At 61.9% G+C, this 17,360-nt stretch carries 14 protein-coding genes; 9 read left to right on the top strand and 5 right to left on the bottom strand.

What is annotated here, in order from left to right; all coding sequences use genetic code 11:
- Positions 1-95 precede the first annotated feature (95 nt).
- From AC1MEK_RS27900 to AC1MEK_RS27915, 4 genes are read right to left on the bottom strand one after another with little or no spacing between them, the layout of a single operon-like run.
- Positions 96-830, bottom strand: a complete 735-nt coding sequence (locus AC1MEK_RS27900) for an amino acid ABC transporter ATP-binding protein (RefSeq protein WP_480399476.1) — start codon at positions 828-830, stop codon at positions 96-98.
- Positions 817-1,467, bottom strand: a complete 651-nt coding sequence (locus AC1MEK_RS27905; RefSeq protein ID WP_480399496.1) for an amino acid ABC transporter permease — start codon at positions 1,465-1,467, stop codon at positions 817-819. The genes AC1MEK_RS27900 and AC1MEK_RS27905 overlap by 14 nt, the downstream gene beginning before the upstream one ends.
- Positions 1,464-2,129, bottom strand: coding sequence for an amino acid ABC transporter permease (locus tag AC1MEK_RS27910; RefSeq protein WP_480399477.1), 666 nt, complete (start codon positions 2,127-2,129; stop codon positions 1,464-1,466). The genes AC1MEK_RS27905 and AC1MEK_RS27910 overlap by 4 nt, the downstream gene beginning before the upstream one ends.
- A gap of 28 nt (positions 2,130-2,157) precedes the next feature.
- A complete protein-coding gene (locus AC1MEK_RS27915; protein WP_480399478.1) occupies positions 2,158-2,943 on the bottom strand; it encodes a transporter substrate-binding domain-containing protein in 786 nt (261 codons plus the stop codon).
- 267 nt (positions 2,944-3,210) lie between these two features.
- Between AC1MEK_RS27915 and AC1MEK_RS27920 the strand changes: the two genes are divergently transcribed.
- From AC1MEK_RS27920 to AC1MEK_RS27950, 7 genes are all read left to right on the top strand, one after another.
- Complete coding sequence (locus AC1MEK_RS27920; RefSeq protein ID WP_480399479.1) at positions 3,211-3,915, top strand: FadR/GntR family transcriptional regulator; 705 nt, start codon at positions 3,211-3,213, stop codon at positions 3,913-3,915.
- A 356-nt stretch (positions 3,916-4,271) separates the two neighbouring features.
- Complete coding sequence (trxA, locus tag AC1MEK_RS27925; RefSeq protein WP_480399480.1) at positions 4,272-4,601, top strand: thioredoxin TrxA; 330 nt, start codon at positions 4,272-4,274, stop codon at positions 4,599-4,601.
- Between the two features lie 228 nt (positions 4,602-4,829).
- A complete protein-coding gene (rho, locus tag AC1MEK_RS27930) occupies positions 4,830-6,089 on the top strand; it encodes a transcription termination factor Rho (protein WP_480399481.1) in 1,260 nt (419 codons plus the stop codon).
- Positions 6,090-6,190: 101 nt separating this feature from the next.
- On the top strand, positions 6,191-8,155 hold the full coding sequence (locus AC1MEK_RS27935) for an acyltransferase family protein (RefSeq protein WP_480399482.1): 1,965 nt from the start codon (positions 6,191-6,193) through the stop codon (positions 8,153-8,155).
- 73 nt (positions 8,156-8,228) lie between these two features.
- Positions 8,229-9,695: a 4-hydroxy-3-polyprenylbenzoate decarboxylase gene (ubiD, locus tag AC1MEK_RS27940; protein ID WP_480399483.1), complete on the top strand. Its 1,467-nt coding sequence runs from the start codon at positions 8,229-8,231 to the stop codon at positions 9,693-9,695.
- Positions 9,695-10,663 carry a CDP-6-deoxy-delta-3,4-glucoseen reductase gene (locus tag AC1MEK_RS27945; RefSeq protein WP_480399484.1) on the top strand — a complete coding sequence of 323 codons (969 nt, stop codon included), beginning with the start codon at positions 9,695-9,697 and terminating at the stop codon, positions 10,661-10,663. The genes ubiD and AC1MEK_RS27945 overlap by 1 nt, the downstream gene beginning before the upstream one ends.
- A gap of 186 nt (positions 10,664-10,849) precedes the next feature.
- Positions 10,850-11,524 (top strand): gamma-glutamylcyclotransferase, encoded by a 675-nt coding sequence (locus tag AC1MEK_RS27950; RefSeq protein WP_480399485.1) that lies wholly within the window; start codon positions 10,850-10,852, stop codon positions 11,522-11,524.
- Between the two features lie 124 nt (positions 11,525-11,648).
- Here the strand turns inward: AC1MEK_RS27950 and glpT are convergent, their stop codons facing one another.
- Positions 11,649-12,998 (bottom strand): glycerol-3-phosphate transporter, encoded by a 1,350-nt coding sequence (glpT, locus tag AC1MEK_RS27955; protein ID WP_480399486.1) that lies wholly within the window; start codon positions 12,996-12,998, stop codon positions 11,649-11,651.
- 392 nt (positions 12,999-13,390) lie between these two features.
- On the opposite strand from glpT, the gene AC1MEK_RS27960 reads away from it, so the two are divergent.
- Together AC1MEK_RS27960 and AC1MEK_RS27965 are read left to right on the top strand one after the other, a co-directional pair.
- Positions 13,391-15,061, top strand: a complete 1,671-nt coding sequence (locus AC1MEK_RS27960) for a ShlB/FhaC/HecB family hemolysin secretion/activation protein (RefSeq protein WP_480399487.1) — start codon at positions 13,391-13,393, stop codon at positions 15,059-15,061.
- 21 nt (positions 15,062-15,082) lie between these two features.
- On the top strand, positions 15,083-17,360 hold a 2,278-nt coding region (locus AC1MEK_RS27965), incomplete at its 3' end, for a two-partner secretion domain-containing protein (protein WP_480399488.1).

A 17,360-nucleotide genomic window follows, 5' to 3' on the forward strand; every position in this document is an offset into this window, starting at 1 on the left:
TAACCCCGACATCGTGCCACGATCCGCCATTGTCGCCAAACAGGAAGCCATTATCGGTGCAGATTAGTGGCAAGATGACATTTTTGTGACCGTTTTCAGGCGTGTTCCACCGAGCCGATGAAGTTCGCGAGCTCCGGCGTTTTCGGGTTGGCCATCAGCTCCCTGGGGTCGCCGACTTCATGCACCTTGCCCTGGTGCATGAACACCAGCTTGTCGCCGACTTCCCGGGCGAAGCGCATTTCGTGGGTCACCATGATCAGGGTCATGCCGTCCTTGGCCAGCTCGCGCACCACGTTGAGCACTTCGTTGACCAATTCGGGGTCCAGCGCCGAGGTGATCTCGTCGCACAGCAGTACTTTCGGCGACATCGCCAGGGCGCGGGCGATGGCGACGCGCTGCTGCTGGCCGCCCGAGAGGCGATCCGGGAAAGCGTCGAACTTCTCCCCGAGGCCGACGCGTTCGAGCATCTGCTTGGCCAGTTTCGCAGCTTCGGCCTTTGAGGTTTTCTTCACCACCTGCGGGGCGAGCATCACGTTCTCGCCCACGGTCAGGTGCGGGAACAGGTTGAACTGCTGGAACACCATGCCGACTTTCTGCCGCAGGCTGCGCAGGTCGGCGCGGGCGGCGTCCAGGTATTCGCCGTCGACTTCGATCACGCCATCGTTGATCGACTCCAGGCCGTTGAGCGTGCGCAGCAAGGTGCTCTTGCCCGAGCCGCTGCGACCGATGATCGCCACCACCTGGCCTTCCTCGACGCTCAGGTCGATGCCTTTGAGCACGTGGTGGTCGCCGTAGTATTTGTGCAGGGCGGAAATTCTAAGCAGAGGCATGAAGTCTCCTTTCCAGGTAGCGCGCGCTGAGCGACAGCGGGTAGCAAAGCAGGAAGTAGCCTGCGGCGACGAGGCCGTAGACCATGAAAGGCTCGAAGGTGGCGTTGGCGAGCATGCCGCCGGTCTTGGTCAGCTCGGTGAAACCGATGATCGAGGTCACCGCAGTGCCTTTGACCACTTGCACCGAAAAGCCCACGGTCGGTGCAACGGCGATGCGCAGGGCCTGGGGCAGGATCACGTAACGCAGCTGTTCCCACGGCGTGAACGCCAGGCTGGCCGAGGCTTCCCACTGGCCATTGGCAATCGACTCGACGCAACCGCGCCAGATCTCAGCCAGGTACGCGCTGGTGAACAGCGTTAGGGCCAGCGCGGCGGCGACCCAGGGCGAGATGTCCACCCCCAGCAGCGCCACGCCGAAGAACACCAGAAACAGCTGCATCAACAGCGGCGTGCCCTGAAACAGCTCGATATAGCCGCGCGCCAGGGCGCGGAAGAACGGCGTGTCACTGATTCGCAGCATCATGACCAGCAGACCGATCACGCCGCCGCCGATGAACGCCACCAGCGACAGCGCCAGCGTCCATTGCAGGCCGGTGAGCAGGTTGCGCACGATGTCCCAGAAAGTGAAATCCATCAGCGGCTCCTGGCGATGTAACGACGACCGAACCAGGCCAGCAGTTGCCGAATCAGCAGCGCCATGGCCAGGTAGATCAGCGTGGTGACGATGTAGGTCTCGAATGCACGGAAGTTGCGCGACTGGATGAAGTTGGCGGCAAAGCTCAATTCTTCGGTGGCGATCTGCGAACAGACCGCCGAACCCAGCATCACGATGATGATCTGGCTGCTCAGGGCCGGCCAGACCTTGGCCAGCGCCGGCGCCAGCACCACGTAGCGAAAGGTTTCGAAGCGCGTCATCGCCAGCGCCGCCGAGGCTTCAAGCTGCCCGCGCGGGATGGCCTGGATGCCGGCGCGGATGATCTCCGTCGAATAGGCGCCCAGATTGATCACCATCGCCAGCACCGCCGCCTGCCATTCGGAAATCTTCAGCCCCAGTGACGGCAGGCCGAAGAAGATGAAGAACAGCTGCACCAGAAACGGTGTGTTGCGGATCAGCTCGACGTAGACGCCGAACAGCGCCGAGAACGGTTGGATCTTCCAGGCCCGGACAATCGCGCCGACGATGCCGACGCTGACCCCCAGCAAGGTGCCGATGGCGGTCAGCTCCAGGGTGAACAGGGCGCCGCGCAACAACAGGTCGGCGTTGTGCAGCACCGGGATGAAATCGAACTGATAAGCCATGTATTAGCCTCGGATCAGCAGGCGTGAATCAGAGATCGGCCGGCAGTGGCTGCTTTAGCCAGGTCTGCGCGTTCTTTTCCAGCGCGCCGTCTTGCTTCGCCGCTTCGAGAATCTCGTTGACCTTGGCCAGCAGCTCCGGCTGGCCCTTGTTCACGCCGACGTAGACTGGCGAGTCCTTGAGCTTGACCTTCAGCGCCGGGATACGCTTGGGGTTCTTCTCGCTGATCGCCACCATCACCACGTTGCCGCTGGCGATCAGGTCGGTCTGGTTGGCCAGGTAGGCCGCGATGGTCGAGTTGTTGTCTTCGAAGCGCTTGATGGTCGCCTCTTTCGGTGCAACGGCGGTCAGCTCGATGTCTTCGATGGCGCCGCGGGTCACGCTGATGGTCTTGCCCTTGAGGTCATCGACCCCGGCGATGGCTGCGTCAGGCGGGCCGAACACGGCGAGATAGAAGGGCGCGTAGGCGCGGGAGAAGTCGATGACCTTCTCGCGGTCCGGGTTCTTGCCCAGGCTCGAGATCACCAGATCGACCTTGCCGGTGGTCAGGAACGGGATGCGGTTGGTGCTGTTGACCGGGGTCAGCTCCAGCTTGACCTTCAACTGGTCGGCGATCAGTTGCGCGGTGTCGATGTCCAGGCCGCGGGGCTTCATGTCAGGGCCGACCGAGCCGAACGGCGGGAAGTCCTGGGGCACGGCGACTTTCAGGACGCCGCGGGAGGTCACGTCATCCAGACCGTTGGCGTGGGCGGGGGCCTGGCCGAGCATCAGGCTGGCAAACAGGGCGGCGAGCAGGGCGCTGTAACGCTGGGTCATGGGACATCTCCGGATCGAACTGAGGTAAAGGCGAATCAGGGGTGATGGTCATGCGCCAGTGCACAGCCCATGCCAGTCGTTGAAACGTGACCACGGAATGCGGGCTGCAGGGCTGATGTGGTCTAACTGGTCTGAACAGTTGGCAAGTCTCGCGCCCCGCTTTGGCGCGGATGCAGGGCCCGCCGCACCTGGCTTGGGCGTGACTTGCCGAATCGGCGCGATGGCTATAAAAGAGGGTTTTCCCACTGTCGCCGCGTACGAATTGCCATGCATTCCAGCTCTGTTGCAGTACCCGAAGCCGCCTTCCAGGCGATCCGCAAACTGATCGCCGAACAAGGCTACGGCCCCGGCGACAGCCTGCCTTCGCAGCGTGATCTGGCGGTGCGGCTGGGGGTGAGTCGCGCGTCTTTGCGCGAAGCGTTGTCGTCGCTCAGTGCGTTGGGCGTGGTCAGCGTGCAGCCGGGCAAGGGCGTGTTCGTGCAGGCGATTCCTGAACCACAACAGCGCACGCAGGGTTTTTCCTGGCCCCATGCGGCTCACGCATCGCCTGCGGAGACCTTTCAGTTGCGCTATGCGCTCGAAGGTTTCGCCGCAGGCCTTGCGGCTGTGACCTTGACCGCCGACGAGCGCGATGCGCTGGAAGACAACGTCGAGGCCATGCGCCTTGAGCTGAAGGCCGGGGATTTCGAGTGCGCGTCAAAGCTGGATTTCGATTTCCACCGCAGGATTCTGGTCGCCAGCGGCAATCAGGCGATCCTCGACATCATCACCGCCAGCGCCGACATCTTTCTGGAGAGCCAGAAGCTGCCGTTCATTCGCCCGGGAAGGGCGATGGAAACCTGGCAGGAGCACCGCAAGATCCTTCGGGCCCTGGGCCGCAACGCCTCGGGGCCCGCGCAGAAGGCGATGCAGGAACATATAAGAGGCGCGGCGCTGCGCACCGGGATCGTGTTTGTTGCGCCGTCGGGTTGAAGGCCCCTCGCTGCTGGCCGGAGCTCTCGGGGCCTGTTCGCGATCCGCCTCTGGCCGAAGGCCGTAGGAGCCCGGCTTGCCGGCGATCTGGCGCGCAGCGGCAGTAAACCCAGCAGATGTGGTTTGTCTGATACACCCAGGTTGAATGGTTTTGCTGCCGGTTCCCGGCAGATCGCCGGCAAGCCAGGCTCCCACGGCCTTCGGCCAGAAGCACGGTCAAGGGTTGAGCCGTAGTCACTTCAATAAAGCTAGTCATGAATCTCCATAGCAAGAGACAATCGCCAGCGCCTTCCTGTCACGACCCGACACAGTTATGATGGGCCACGTTTTTTTGCCTATGACCTCGGAGAATTCTCATGAGTAGCGACCTTATCAAACACGTCAGCGACGCGAGCTTCGATGCCGATGTCCTGAAGGCTAGCGGCCCTGTGCTGGTGGATTACTGGGCTGAGTGGTGCGGCCCTTGCAAAATGATCGCTCCTGTTCTGGACGATATCGCTGCCTCCTACGAAGGCAAGCTGACCGTCGCCAAGCTGAACATCGACGAAAACCAGGAAACCCCGGCCAAGCACGGCGTGCGCGGTATTCCGACCCTGATGCTGTTCAAGGACGGCGAAGTGGCGGCCACCAAGGTCGGCGCACTGTCCAAGTCCCAGCTGCAAGCGTTCCTCGACGCCAACATCTGATGGCGCTAAAGCCCCGCAAATTGCGGGGCTTTTTTCTGGCGTTGCACTAGACGCTCGGAAAATCAAGTGGTACATTCGGCCCCGCAACGGCTTCTCCGTTGCCCCCTGCTAGCCGTCGCCGACGCTCTCCTTTCGATTTTTACGCGATCCTGTCGCCTTCTCTGCGGCGCGGCCTCATTAAGCCAAAAGCTTAATTTCTCCCTTCATACATGATTACGTCATTCCTATATGAACCTGACTGAACTCAAGCAAAAGCCTATTACCGATCTGCTCGAAATGGCCGAACAGATGGGCATTGAAAATATGGCCCGTTCGCGCAAGCAGGATGTGATTTTCTCCCTGCTGAAGAAGCACGCTAAAAGCGGCGAGGAAATCTCGGGTGATGGCGTGCTGGAGATCCTCCAGGATGGCTTCGGCTTCCTCCGCTCCGCAGACGCTTCCTACCTCGCCGGCCCTGACGACATCTACGTCTCGCCGAGCCAGATCCGCCGCTTCAACCTTCGCACGGGCGACACCATCGTCGGCAAGATTCGCCCACCGAAGGAAGGCGAGCGTTACTTCGCACTGCTCAAGGTCGACACCATCAACTTCGACCGTCCGGAAAACGCGAAGAACAAGATTCTGTTCGAAAACCTGACGCCGCTGTTCCCGAACATTCGTCTGAAGATGGAAGCCGGCAACGGTTCCACCGAAGACCTCACCGGTCGCGTGATCGACCTGTGTGCCCCGATCGGCAAGGGCCAGCGCGGCCTGATCGTCGCACCGCCAAAGGCGGGCAAGACCATCATGCTGCAGAACATCGCAGCCAACATCACCCGTAACAACCCAGAGTGCCATCTGATCGTTCTGCTGATCGACGAGCGCCCTGAAGAAGTGACCGAAATGCAGCGCACTGTGCGCGGCGAAGTGGTCGCCTCCACCTTCGACGAACCGCCAACCCGTCACGTGCAAGTCGCCGAAATGGTGATCGAGAAGGCCAAGCGCCTGGTCGAGCACAAGAAGGACGTGGTCATCCTGCTGGACTCCATCACCCGTCTGGCCCGTGCCTACAACACCGTCATCCCGAGCTCCGGCAAGGTCCTGACCGGTGGTGTCGACGCCCACGCGCTGGAAAAACCGAAGCGTTTCTTCGGTGCTGCCCGTAACATCGAAGAAGGCGGCTCGCTGACCATCATCGCCACCGCGCTGGTTGAAACCGGCTCGAAGATGGACGAAGTGATCTACGAAGAATTCAAGGGCACCGGCAACATGGAGCTGCCTCTGGATCGCAAGATCGCTGAAAAGCGCGTTTTCCCGGCCATCAACATCAACCGTTCCGGTACTCGCCGCGAAGAGTTGCTGACGGCCGACGACGAGCTGCAACGCATGTGGATTCTGCGCAAGCTGCTGCACCCGATGGATGAAGTGGCTGCCATCGAGTTCCTGGTCGACAAGCTGAAAACGACCAAGACCAACGACGAGTTCTTCCTGTCGATGAAGCGCAAGTAAGCCGCCTATTCGGCAGGCGCTGAACGGCTGTAGAAAAATGGTGTCCATCAGGGCACCATTTTTTTGCGTTCAATAATTAGAAAAGCGGGACAAGGAGCGTCATGCATACCTTTGGCAATCGTCGGGACATCGACGGGCTGCGGGCTCTGGCCGTCATTCCAGTGGTGCTTTACCACTTCGGGTTTGGCGCCCTCAGCGGCGGTTTCGTGGGTGTCGATGTGTTTTTCGTCATCTCGGGCTTTCTGATCACCTCGATCATCTTTCGGGAAATCGGCGCCGGGCGCTTCAGCTTTGTCGATTTCTGGGCACGCCGGGCCCGGCGCATCATCCCCGCCCTGAGCGTGATGATGCTGGCGGTGCTGCTGGTCGGCTGGCTGCTGATGCCCGCCAACGACTACTCGCAGCTCGGCCGCGCGGTACGCTACCAGGCGATGTTCATCTCCAACATCCTGTTCATGCGTCAGGATGGCTATTTCAATCCGGCTTCGGATTTCAAACCGCTGCTGCACACCTGGTCGCTCTCGGTCGAAGAGCAGTACTACATTCTCTTTCCGCTGCTGATGGTCTTGCTGACGCGCTTCTTGCGGCATTGGCGCTGGATGCTGTTCGGTCTGTTGCTGGTGTCGTTCGCGGCCAATGTCTGGGTGATCCGCCGCGAGCCCGATGCCGCGTTTTTCCTGCTGCCGATGCGCGCGTGGGAGTTGTTGTGCGGCGCGATGCTGGCGGTGCTTCCTGCCACTGAGCGCAAACTGTCGCCCATGACGTATCAGGGCGTGAGCCTGGCTGGATTTGCAGCGGTGCTGTACGCCATCTTCGGTTTCGATAAATACACTCAGTTCCCCGGCTGGGCCGCGCTGCTGCCGGTGCTGGGCGCCACGGCGATGATCTGGGCCAATGGCCATGCGCCGACGCTGGTGGGGCGCCTGTTGAGCCTGCCGGTGATGGTCGGCGTCGGGCTGATTTCCTATTCGTGGTACCTCTGGCACTGGCCGGTATTCGTCTATGCCAATGCGGTGTCGGTCGACGGCATGCAGGCGCTGGAAGCAGGTGGCTGGGTGCTGCTCACCCTGGTGCTGGCGTGGCTGAGCTGGCGGCTGGTCGAACTGCCGTTTCGTGAAAAGCGCGTTTTTGCCGGGCGCAAACCGGTGCTGTGGTCCGGTCTGGCAGCGCTGTTGGTGATCGGCGCGGCGGGCCAGTGGGTGCGTGACGGCGATGGCATGCCGCAACGGCTGACCGAGCAGGCGCAGCAATACGCCAACGCGCGCAACTGGCAGTTGGGGCAGATGGACTGCCTGTTGCAGCGCAAGAGCGAGGACCTGAGCAAAGTCTGCCGCTTTGGCGACGACGGCCATGCACCGCCGGTGCAGCTGGTGTGGGGCGACAGCCATGCCGCAGCGCTGTTGCCGGCAATCGCCGCCGATGCCGAGCGTTACGGCATTCCGGTGTGGCTGGCGAGCCTGTCCGGTTGCCTGCCGATAGAGGGTCATGAGACCCGACAGCAATGTCAGGACTTCAACCAGGCCACGTTGCAATCGATCCGCGAAAACAGGATTCGTGACGTTGTGCTGGCTGCGCGCTGGAGCCTGTATCTGTACGGCGAGGAAGACGGCGACATGCAGCACGTGCTGTACCGCAACGACAGCCGCCGCATCGCCGAACAGCAGATCGCCAGGGATTTCGCCGCCATGGTCCGCAACGTGCGCGAGACCGGGGCGCGGGTGTGGATCTTCAAGGAAGTGCCGCTGCAACGTCAGGGCACCGTGGCCCGGCTCGCCAGCCTGGCGATGGTTGGGCGCTCGGCCGAGCGGCTGGGCCGGCCGATTGCCGAGCATCAGGCGCGCCAGCAGTTCCTCGACAGGCTGTTCACGCAACTGAGCAAGGACGACCCACAGGTGCATGTGCTCGACCCGGCGCCGCTGATGTGTCCGGGAGGTATCTGCCGTGCCGAGTTTGATGGTTACTCGCAATACATGGACGAAAACCACCTCTCCGATCAAGGCGGTGAGCGCATGAAGCCGCTGCTGGCGCCGATTTTCCTCAGTGAAAACGCGGCCAAAGGCGGATGATCGCGCGCAAGGCTGCTGCTGTCGGCCGCCAGAGCAGGTAGGATGTGCATCTATTTGTTAAGTGGCCGGGTTAATGAAATTCAAGGATCTACGGGATTTCGTGCAGCAGCTTGAGCAGCGCGGAGAATTGAAACGTATTCAGGTACCCATTTCTCCGGTGCTTGAGATGACCGAAGTCTGCGACCGCACCTTGCGCAACAAGGGCCCGGCCTTGCTCTTCGAAAACCCCACCGGCTTCGACATCCCGGTGCTTGGTAACCTGTTCGGCACACCCGAGCGCGTTGCCATGGGCATGGGCGCCGAGTCGACCGACGAGCTGCGCGAGATCGGCAAGCTGTTGGCCTTCCTCAAGGAGCCCGAACCGCCCAAGGGGCTGAAGGACGCCTGGTCGAAGCTGCCGATCTTCAAGAAAGTCATCTCCATGGCGCCGAAAGTCGTCAAGGACGCGCCGTGCCAGGAAGTGGTCATCGAAGGTGACGACGTCGACCTGGGCATGCTGCCGGTGCAGACCTGCTGGCCAGGCGATGTCGGCCCGCTGATCACCTGGGGCCTGACCGTCACCAAGGGTCCGAACAAAGAACGCCAGAATCTGGGCATCTATCGCCAGCAGGTCATCGGCCGCAACAAGGTCATCATGCGCTGGCTCAGCCACCGTGGCGGCGCGCTGGACTTCAAGGAATGGTGCGACAAGCACCCCGGCCAGCCTTTCCCGGTCTCGGTAGCGCTGGGTGCGGACCCGGCGACCATTCTCGGCGCCGTGACGCCGGTGCCGGACAGCCTTTCCGAGTACGCATTCGCCGGCCTGTTGCGGGGCAATCGCACCGAATTGATCAAATGCCGTGGCAACGACCTGCAAGTGCCGTCCAGTGCCGAAATCGTCCTCGAAGGCGTGATTCATCCCGGCGAAATGGCCGATGAAGGGCCGTACGGCGACCACACCGGCTACTACAACGAAGTCGATCGCTTCCCGGTGTTCACCGTGGAGCGCATCACCCATCGCACCAAGCCGATCTATCACAGCACCTACACCGGCCGTCCACCGGATGAGCCGGCGATTCTCGGTGTGGCACTGAACGAAGTGTTCGTGCCGATCCTGCAGAAGCAGTTCCCGGAAATCACCGACTTCTACCTGCCGCCCGAAGGTTGCTCCTACCGCATGGCCGTCGTGACCATGAAGAAGCAGTACCCGGGCCATGCCAAGCGCGTGATGCTGGGCGTCTGGTCGTTTTTGCGACAGTTCATGTACACCAAGTTCGTTATCGTCACCGACGACGATATCAATGCGCGGGACTGGAACGACGTGATCTGGGCGATCACCACGCGCATGGACCCCAAGCGCGACACGGTGATGATCGACAACACGCCGATCGACTACCTGGACTTCGCCTCGCCGGTCTCGGGCCTGGGCTCGAAGATGGGCCTGGATGCCACCCACAAGTGGCCGGGTGAAACCACCCGCGAATGGGGCCGTGCCATCGTCAAGGACGAAGCCGTCACGCGTCGTATCGACGAACTCTGGAATCAGCTGGGAATAGATTGATGCGCGTAACCTTGCAGCCGTCGGGCGCGGTACTTGAGACATTGCCCGGCGAGCGGATCCTCGATGCAGCCCAGCGCCTGGGTTATGAATGTCCACAAAGCTGTCGCAACGGCAATTGCCACATCTGCTCGGCGCTGCTGGTCGAAGGCAGTGTCCTGCAGGCCGGCGAGCTGCAGGGCCACGGCGAAATCTACACCTGTCTGGCGGTGCCGCAGGAAGACTGCGTGGTGGTCTGGGACAGCGTCCTGCCGCTGGGCGAGTTGCCGGTGCGCAAATTCGCCTGCCAGGTGACCGAGTGCGTCGAGGTTGGTGGCGATGTCTGGCGCGTGATGCTGCGTGCCCCTGCCGGCAAGCCGCCGCGCTACCACGCCGGCCAGTACCTGATGATCGCTCGCGACGATGGCGAGAAATCCGCGTTCTCCATGGCGTCGGCCCCGGAAAGCGGGCGCGATCTGGAGCTGCATGTGCTGGCACGAGAAGCCAGTGCACAGAATCTGATCAAACAGCTGCAGCGCGAAGGCATGGCGCGGGTCGAGCTGCCGTTTGGCGATACTCATCTGGGCGAGCTGCCTGACGGGCCGCTGGTGTTGATCGCGGCAGGCACCGGCATGGGCCAGATGCACAGCCTGATCGAGCATTGCCGCTCCAAGGGTTTCCCTTACCCGGTACACGTTTACTGGGGCGTGCGTCGTCCCGAAGACTTCTACGAGCTCAAGCACTGGGACGAGTGGAAGACCCTGGAAAACCTGCATCTGCATCAGGTGGTCAGTGATCTCTGCGGCTGGGAAGGGCGCTGCGGCATGCTCCACGAAGCGGTCTGCGAAGATTTCCCGGACCTCAAATCGATCCAGGTCTACGCCAGCGGCTCGCCGAACATGGTCTATTCCACCCTCGACGCGTTGGTGGTGGCTGGCATGGACGCGCAACAAATGCGCGCTGACGTGTTCGCCTACGCGCCGCGGTCTTGACCGCCCGCCCGATGGCAGGCGCCGTGGAAAGCTAATTGCATCAGAATATGCGCGGGCCAGAATCTCGACGCGCCGGCCCGCACAATGCTCGACGCTGTGAATGGCTGCTCATTCGTGGTTGTCCGAGCGGCTTGAAGCAGTTTCAGCACTACACTGGCAGTTATCAGGGCCAGTGAGGGAGTCAGCTTGGGTAACCGAATCAATAGCCTGGTGGAGGCCGTACATAGCGGTCTGGGGTTGTCGTATCCACCTGTTATCGACCTTGGGCCGAAACTGACCCACGAACAACTCCTGGCCTCCATGCATGCGACCCTGTCGCGCCACGAAGGCGGCCCGATCTGGCTGTTCGCTTACGGCTCACTGATCTGGCGCCCCGAGTGCTCCGCCGTGGAGCGTCAGCGCGGCCGGGTGCACGGCTATCATCGCGGCCTGTATCTGTGGTCCCACGAACACCGCGGCACGCCCGAACAGCCTGGCCTGGTCTTTGGACTTGATCGTGGCGGCTCGTGCAGCGGTTTCGCCTATCGCCTGCCCGAAGAAAACATCGAACAGTCACTGCTGGCGCTGTGGCAGCGAGAGATGCCTTACCCTTCCTACCGCCCGCACTGGCTCAGTTGCCGACTCGAAGACGGCAGCAAGGTCCAGGCCCTGGGCTTCGTACTGGAACGCCACCTGCCCAGCTACGCCGGCAACCTGCCCGACAGCGTCCTGACTCAGGTGCTGGCCAATGCCGCTGGCCGCTATGGGACGACTTGGGAGTATGTGGAGCAGACCATCCATGCGCTGCGCACGCATGCCATGCCGGATTTGAGCCTGGAAGAGCGGTTCAAGCGGTGCAGGCCGGTTTTGTTGGCGGTTTGACGCGCACCCGATCTGCTTTTGATTTTGGCCGAAGGCCGTAGCAGCACGGCTTGCCGGCGGGGCGGACTCAAGATCGTTCCCGCCGGCAAGCCGTGCTGCTACGAAATGAACAATCGATTCGCTTTTACGCCACCGCCTCACGCGACTGACTCGCCACCCGCGTATGCCGCAGCGTCGGCGCCATGAAGGCGATCGACAATACGCACGCTGCGATCAGAATCACGAACCCGCCATCCCAGCCGAAATGATCGACCGTGTAGCCCATCAGCGCGCTGGCGGCGACCGAGCCGCCCAGATACCCGAACAGTCCGGTAAAGCCGGCCGCCGTCCCCGCTGCCTTTTTCGGTGCCAGCTCCAGCGCCTGCAGCCCGATCAGCATCACCGGGCCATAGATCAGGAAGCCGATTGAAACCAGGGCGATCATGTCGATGCTCGGGTTGCCCGGCGGGTTGAGCCAGTACACCAGCGTCGCGACCGTCACCAGCGCCATGAACACGATCCCGGTCAGGCCGCGATTGCCGCGGAAGATCTTGTCCGACATCCAGCCGCACAGCAGCGTGCCCGGAATCCCCGCCCACTCGTAGAAGAAATAGGCCCATGAAGTCTTGTCGACATCGAAGTGCTTGGCTTCCTTGAGGTAGGTCGGCGCCCAGTCGAGCACGCCATAACGCAGCAGGTAGACAAACACGTTGGCCAGCGCGATGTACCAGAGCATTTTGTTGCGCAGCACGTACTTGACGAAGATTTCCTTGGCGCTGAATTCTTCCTCGTGGCTCGCGTCGTAGCCTTCCGGATAATCGTTCTTGTACTTCTCCACCGGCGGCAGGCCCACCGATTGCGGCGTGTCGCGCATGGTCGCGAAGGCGAACAGCGCTACAAACAACGCCACCGCGGCCGGCACATAGAAGGCCGCATGCCAGTCATTGGTCCAGCCCAGACCCAGCAGAAACAGCGGCCCGATCAGCCCGCCGCCAACGTTGTGCGCCACGTTCCACACCGACACCACACCGCCGCGTTCCTTCTGCGACCACCAGTGCACCATCGTCCGCCCGCTCGGCGGCCAACCCATGCCCTGCGCCCAACCGTTGATGAACAGCAGGATGAACATGATCGTCACGCTCGACGTCGCCCAGGGCGCGAAACCGAACACGAACATCACCAGCGCCGAAATCAGCAGGCCAAACGGCAGGAAATAACGCGGATTGGAGCGATCCGACACCAGCCCCATCAAGAACTTCGACAGGCCATAGGCAATCGCGATGGCCGAAATCGCCACCCCCAGTTCACCCCGCGTATAGCCCTGATCGATCAGGTACGGCATGGCCAGCGAGAAGTTCTTGCGCAGCAGGTAATAGCCCGCGTACCCGAAGAAAATACCCGCGAAAATCTGCCAGCGCAGACGGCGGTACGTGCTATCGACGCGCTCGGCAGGCAGCGGGGCCTGATGCGCGGCAGGGCGGAAAAAGGCAAACATCGAACACTCCAGTGGCTTTTGTTTTGTTATGCGAATTCGAATATTACATTTTCATTACAGAAAATAGGAAGGGTTCTCAGCCATAGAAGTTCCGGAAAAAGGCGATTTGGCGTGTTGGATTACGAACATGGCGCGGATGTGTATCTGCATGCGTTTTCTTTCAGATGGGTCCTACGCAAGCATCGGAATCTTTCACCTTACTGCGATGGGGCATTGCGCCCTAGCATTCCCGCCAACGTTCTGGGCGGGTTTCGATGTGCTGACATCATCCGACGGAAGGGTGTTTCAGATAATTGACGCCAATTTAATGGCAATTTAATATCGACAATTATAGTGGCAGTTTGGTATTACAAGGACGTTTCGTGTATCGATTCTCAGCTCACGCCGCAATCATGATTGCGCTTCTGGTTTCATCAGCCTCGCTTTTGGCAGCCCCAACTCCCGGTGAACAAGACCTGATCCGAGATCGCCAGGAGCGCCTGTTACAAGAGCAGCAGCGCCGCCTCGAAGAGTTGAAAGACCTTCCCGGCAAGCAGACCGAATCCGCCCAGTCCGCTGCGCCAGCCGATACCCGCTGCTTCACCATCGACACCATCGAACTCAAGGGTGCCGACTCGCTTTCCGATGTCGAACGCAAACGTTTGACGCAGCCTTACACCGGCCAGTGCTTGGGCGTTTCGCAGCTCAACGAGCTGCTCAAGGGCATCACCAATCTGTATATCGAGAAGGGGCTGGTCACCAGCCGTGCCTATCTGCCGCAGCAGGATCTGTCCAAGGGGCATCTGCAGGTACTGGTGATCGAAGGCCGGCTGGAGAAGCTCAAGAGCGACGCGGGTAGCGGGCTGAGCGAGCGCGAGCTGGCGATGACCTTTCCCGGACGGGAAGGGCAGTTGGTCAATCTGCGCGAGGTCGAGCAGATGGTCGATCAGCTCAACCGCTTGCCGTCCAATCAGGCGCAGATGGAGCTGACGCCGGGGCAGCAGGTCGGCGGCAGCGATGTGCTGGTCAAGAACACCCCGCAAAAGCCCTGGCGCGCGAGCTTGTCGCGTAACAACGATGGCCAGCGCAGCACCGGCGAGCAGCAGTGGAACACCGGTCTTGAGTGGGACAGCCCGCTGGGGCTGGCCGATCAGTTGAGCCTGCGCGGCGGCCACGACGCCATGAGCGATTCGGCGCACACCTCGCACAACGCGGCGCTGGCCTACAGCCTGCCGTGGGGCTGGTGGAATTTCAGTTACAGCTACAGCGAAAGCGACTATCGCTCCCAGGCGCAGGCCAACGGTTTCAACTTCAAGCAGAGCGGCGACAGCCAGACTCACCAGCTTCGCGCTGACCGGGTGATCCACCGCGATGCCCTGAGCAAGACCTCGCTCAATGTCGGGCTGTCCAGCCTGCGCACCAACAACTACATCGAAGACAGCCGCCTGGCGCTGAGCAGCAACCGCATCACCGAAGTGCAGTACGGCATCAACCACGGCCGGCGGATCGGTGGCGCATTCCTCAACATCGACCTGGGCATGCAGCAGGGCATCGGTGCATTCGGCGCTCAGGACAACAATCATCCCGGGCCCGGTGAGGCCGATGCGCGCTATCGCAAATACACCGGCACGCTCAGCTACTTGCAGCCGTTCAAGCTGTGGGGCGAGAGCCTCACCTTCACCAGCCTGGCCACCGGACAGCGCAGCGAAGACGTGCTGTTCAGCCCGCAGCGCATGAGCCTGGGCGGATCGTCCTCGGTGCGCGGCTACAAGGATCAGTTTCTGTCCGGCGACAGCGGCGGCTACTGGCGCAACGAACTGCGCCTGACTCGGCCGGTGACCCTCGACTGGCTGCGCCCGGCCTTCACTGACTACGGTGTCGCCGCCGGTTACGACCAGGGCGTGATTCGCAACGACCGCTACAACGGCGACGAGCACGGCCGCCTGTCGAGCAACTCATTCGAATTCTTTGCCCGCGGCCAGCACGTCGCCGCGACCGTGACCTTTGCCCATTCTCTGGAACGCCCGGCCGGCCTGATCGAGCGCGAATCGCCGATCTATTTCCGCCTGGATTTCTTCCTCTAACGTTTCGCCGGGATGCCCAACATGGACGTTCGCTTCTTCAACTTTCTCGCCCGCCAACCTTCCGCGAAACTGATCGAGCGTTCGACCTTCTGCGGGCTGCCGAACAAAGGCATCGCGCTGATTCTGATCCAGGCGATGTTCTGGCAGCCGCTGCTGGCCCAGGCGGATGGCATTGCCGTGAGCGGCACCACCAACACCACGCTGGGCCAGGCCGGCAATGGCGTGCCGATCGTTAACATCGCCGCACCGAATGCCAGCGGGCTGTCGCACAACCAGTACCAGCAGTACAACGTCGGCGCCCAGGGCGTGATCCTCAACAACGCCACCGACCGTACCCAGAGTACGCAACTGGGCGGCATCATCCTCGGCAACCAGAACCTCAACGGCGTGGCGGCCAGCACCATCCTCAACGAGGTGGTCGGCGCCAATGCCACCCAGCTCAAGGGCTACACCGAAGTGGCGGGGCAGGCGGCGCGGGTCATCGTCGCCAACCCGTACGGCATCAGTTGCAATGGCTGCGGCTTCATCAACACCCCACGCGCGACTCTGACCACCGGCAAACCGGTGCTGGATAACGGCCGTCTCGATCATTTTCAGGTGGACGGCGGCAACGTCGCCATCGAAGGCGCCGGGCTGAACGCCGACAACGTCGACCAGTTCGAAATCATCACCCGCGCCGCGCAGATCAACGCGCAGATCAATGCCAAGCGCCTGACCATCGTCGCTGGCCACAACGACGTCGACGCCCAGACCCTCAACGCCACCGCCCGCGCCGCCGACGGCAACGCCCCGAACCTGGCCATCGACAGCTCGGCGCTGGGCGGCATGTACGCAGGCGCCATCAAACTGGTCGGCACCGAAGCCGGGGTCGGCGTGAAACTGGCGGGCAACCTGGCGGCCAGCGCAGGCGATATCCAGATCGACGCCAACGGCCAGCTCAACATCGCCCAGGCCTCGGCCGCAGGCGCGGTCAATGTCAAAGCCGCCAGCGCCAACGTGCAAGGTGCGATGTATGGCGCCAGCGTCGACGTGCAGGCCCGCGACGCCTTGAACGTGCAGCAGAACATCGCCGCCCGCGACCGCATCAGCCTGAGCAGCAACGGCCAGTTGACCAACAACGCGATCGTTGAAGCGGGGGTGAATGCCGACAACAGCCGTAATGGCTCGGGTGATGTGGTGGTCAGTGCGCAGAATCTGACGAACAACGGCAGTGTGATCGCCAGTCGTTCGTTGCAGGCCAGTGCCTCGCAGACACTGACCAACCAGACCGGAACCTTGAGCGGCGAGGGCAGCACACGGATTCAGGCGGGCACCCTCGACAACCAGCGCAGCGGGCGTGTGCTGAGCAAAAAGGAGTTGGCGGTCATCGCCAACCGACTGCTCAACGGCCAGGGCGGCCTGATCAGCAGCGAAGGCCTGCTCAGCGTCAGTGCAAACAGCATCGCCAACCGCCTGGGTGTACTGTCCAGTGCCGGGCAACTGACCCTCACCAGCACCGGCCTGATCGACAATCAGGGCGGGCAACTGGTGACCGACGCAGGCCTGAGCCTGATAGCTGCCAGCCTCGACAACCGCAATCAGGGCAAGATTTCCGGCAAGGGCGCGACCGTCGTCAACGCCGGGTCGTTGGACAACAGCCAGGGCGGTCAACTGACCAGTGCCGACAGCCTGACCCTCAACGCAGGCCAAGTCAGCAACCGCGACAGCGGCCGTATCGCCGCTGAAAAAGACGTCACGGCCAGCGTCTCTGGCCTCGATCAGCAGGGCGGCGAACTGTTCAGCAATGGCAGCCTTACTCTGGACTTGAATCACGGCCAACTGAACAACCAGAACGGCCTGATCAACGCCCCCGGCGCGCTGGTGTTGAAAAACCTCGGCGCGGTGAACAACCAGAATGGCGAAATCTCCAGCGCCCAAGGCTTCACGTTTGGCGCCGACAGCCTCGACAACGGCAACGGCAAACTGCTGAGCAATCAGGCGCTGACCGTGCGCGTCGCCAACGCGCTGAGCAACGTCAAGGGCATGATCGCTGCGGCCAGCGTCGACGCTCAGGCCAGTACGCTGGACAACAGCGGCGGCACCCTGACCAGCCGCGGCGACCTCACGCTCAACATCAACGGCCTGCTGACCAACGACAACGACGGCCTCATCAACGCCGCACAAACGCTCGACGCCAAAGCCACCGGTATCAATAACATCGGCGGCTCGCTGCTGGGCGCCACCGCACTGAATCTGGATCTGAACAATGCCGACCTCGACAACAGCAACGGCCTGATCACCACCCAGAACCCGCTGACCC

This window comes from Pseudomonas sp. 2 (assembly GCF_056627435.1).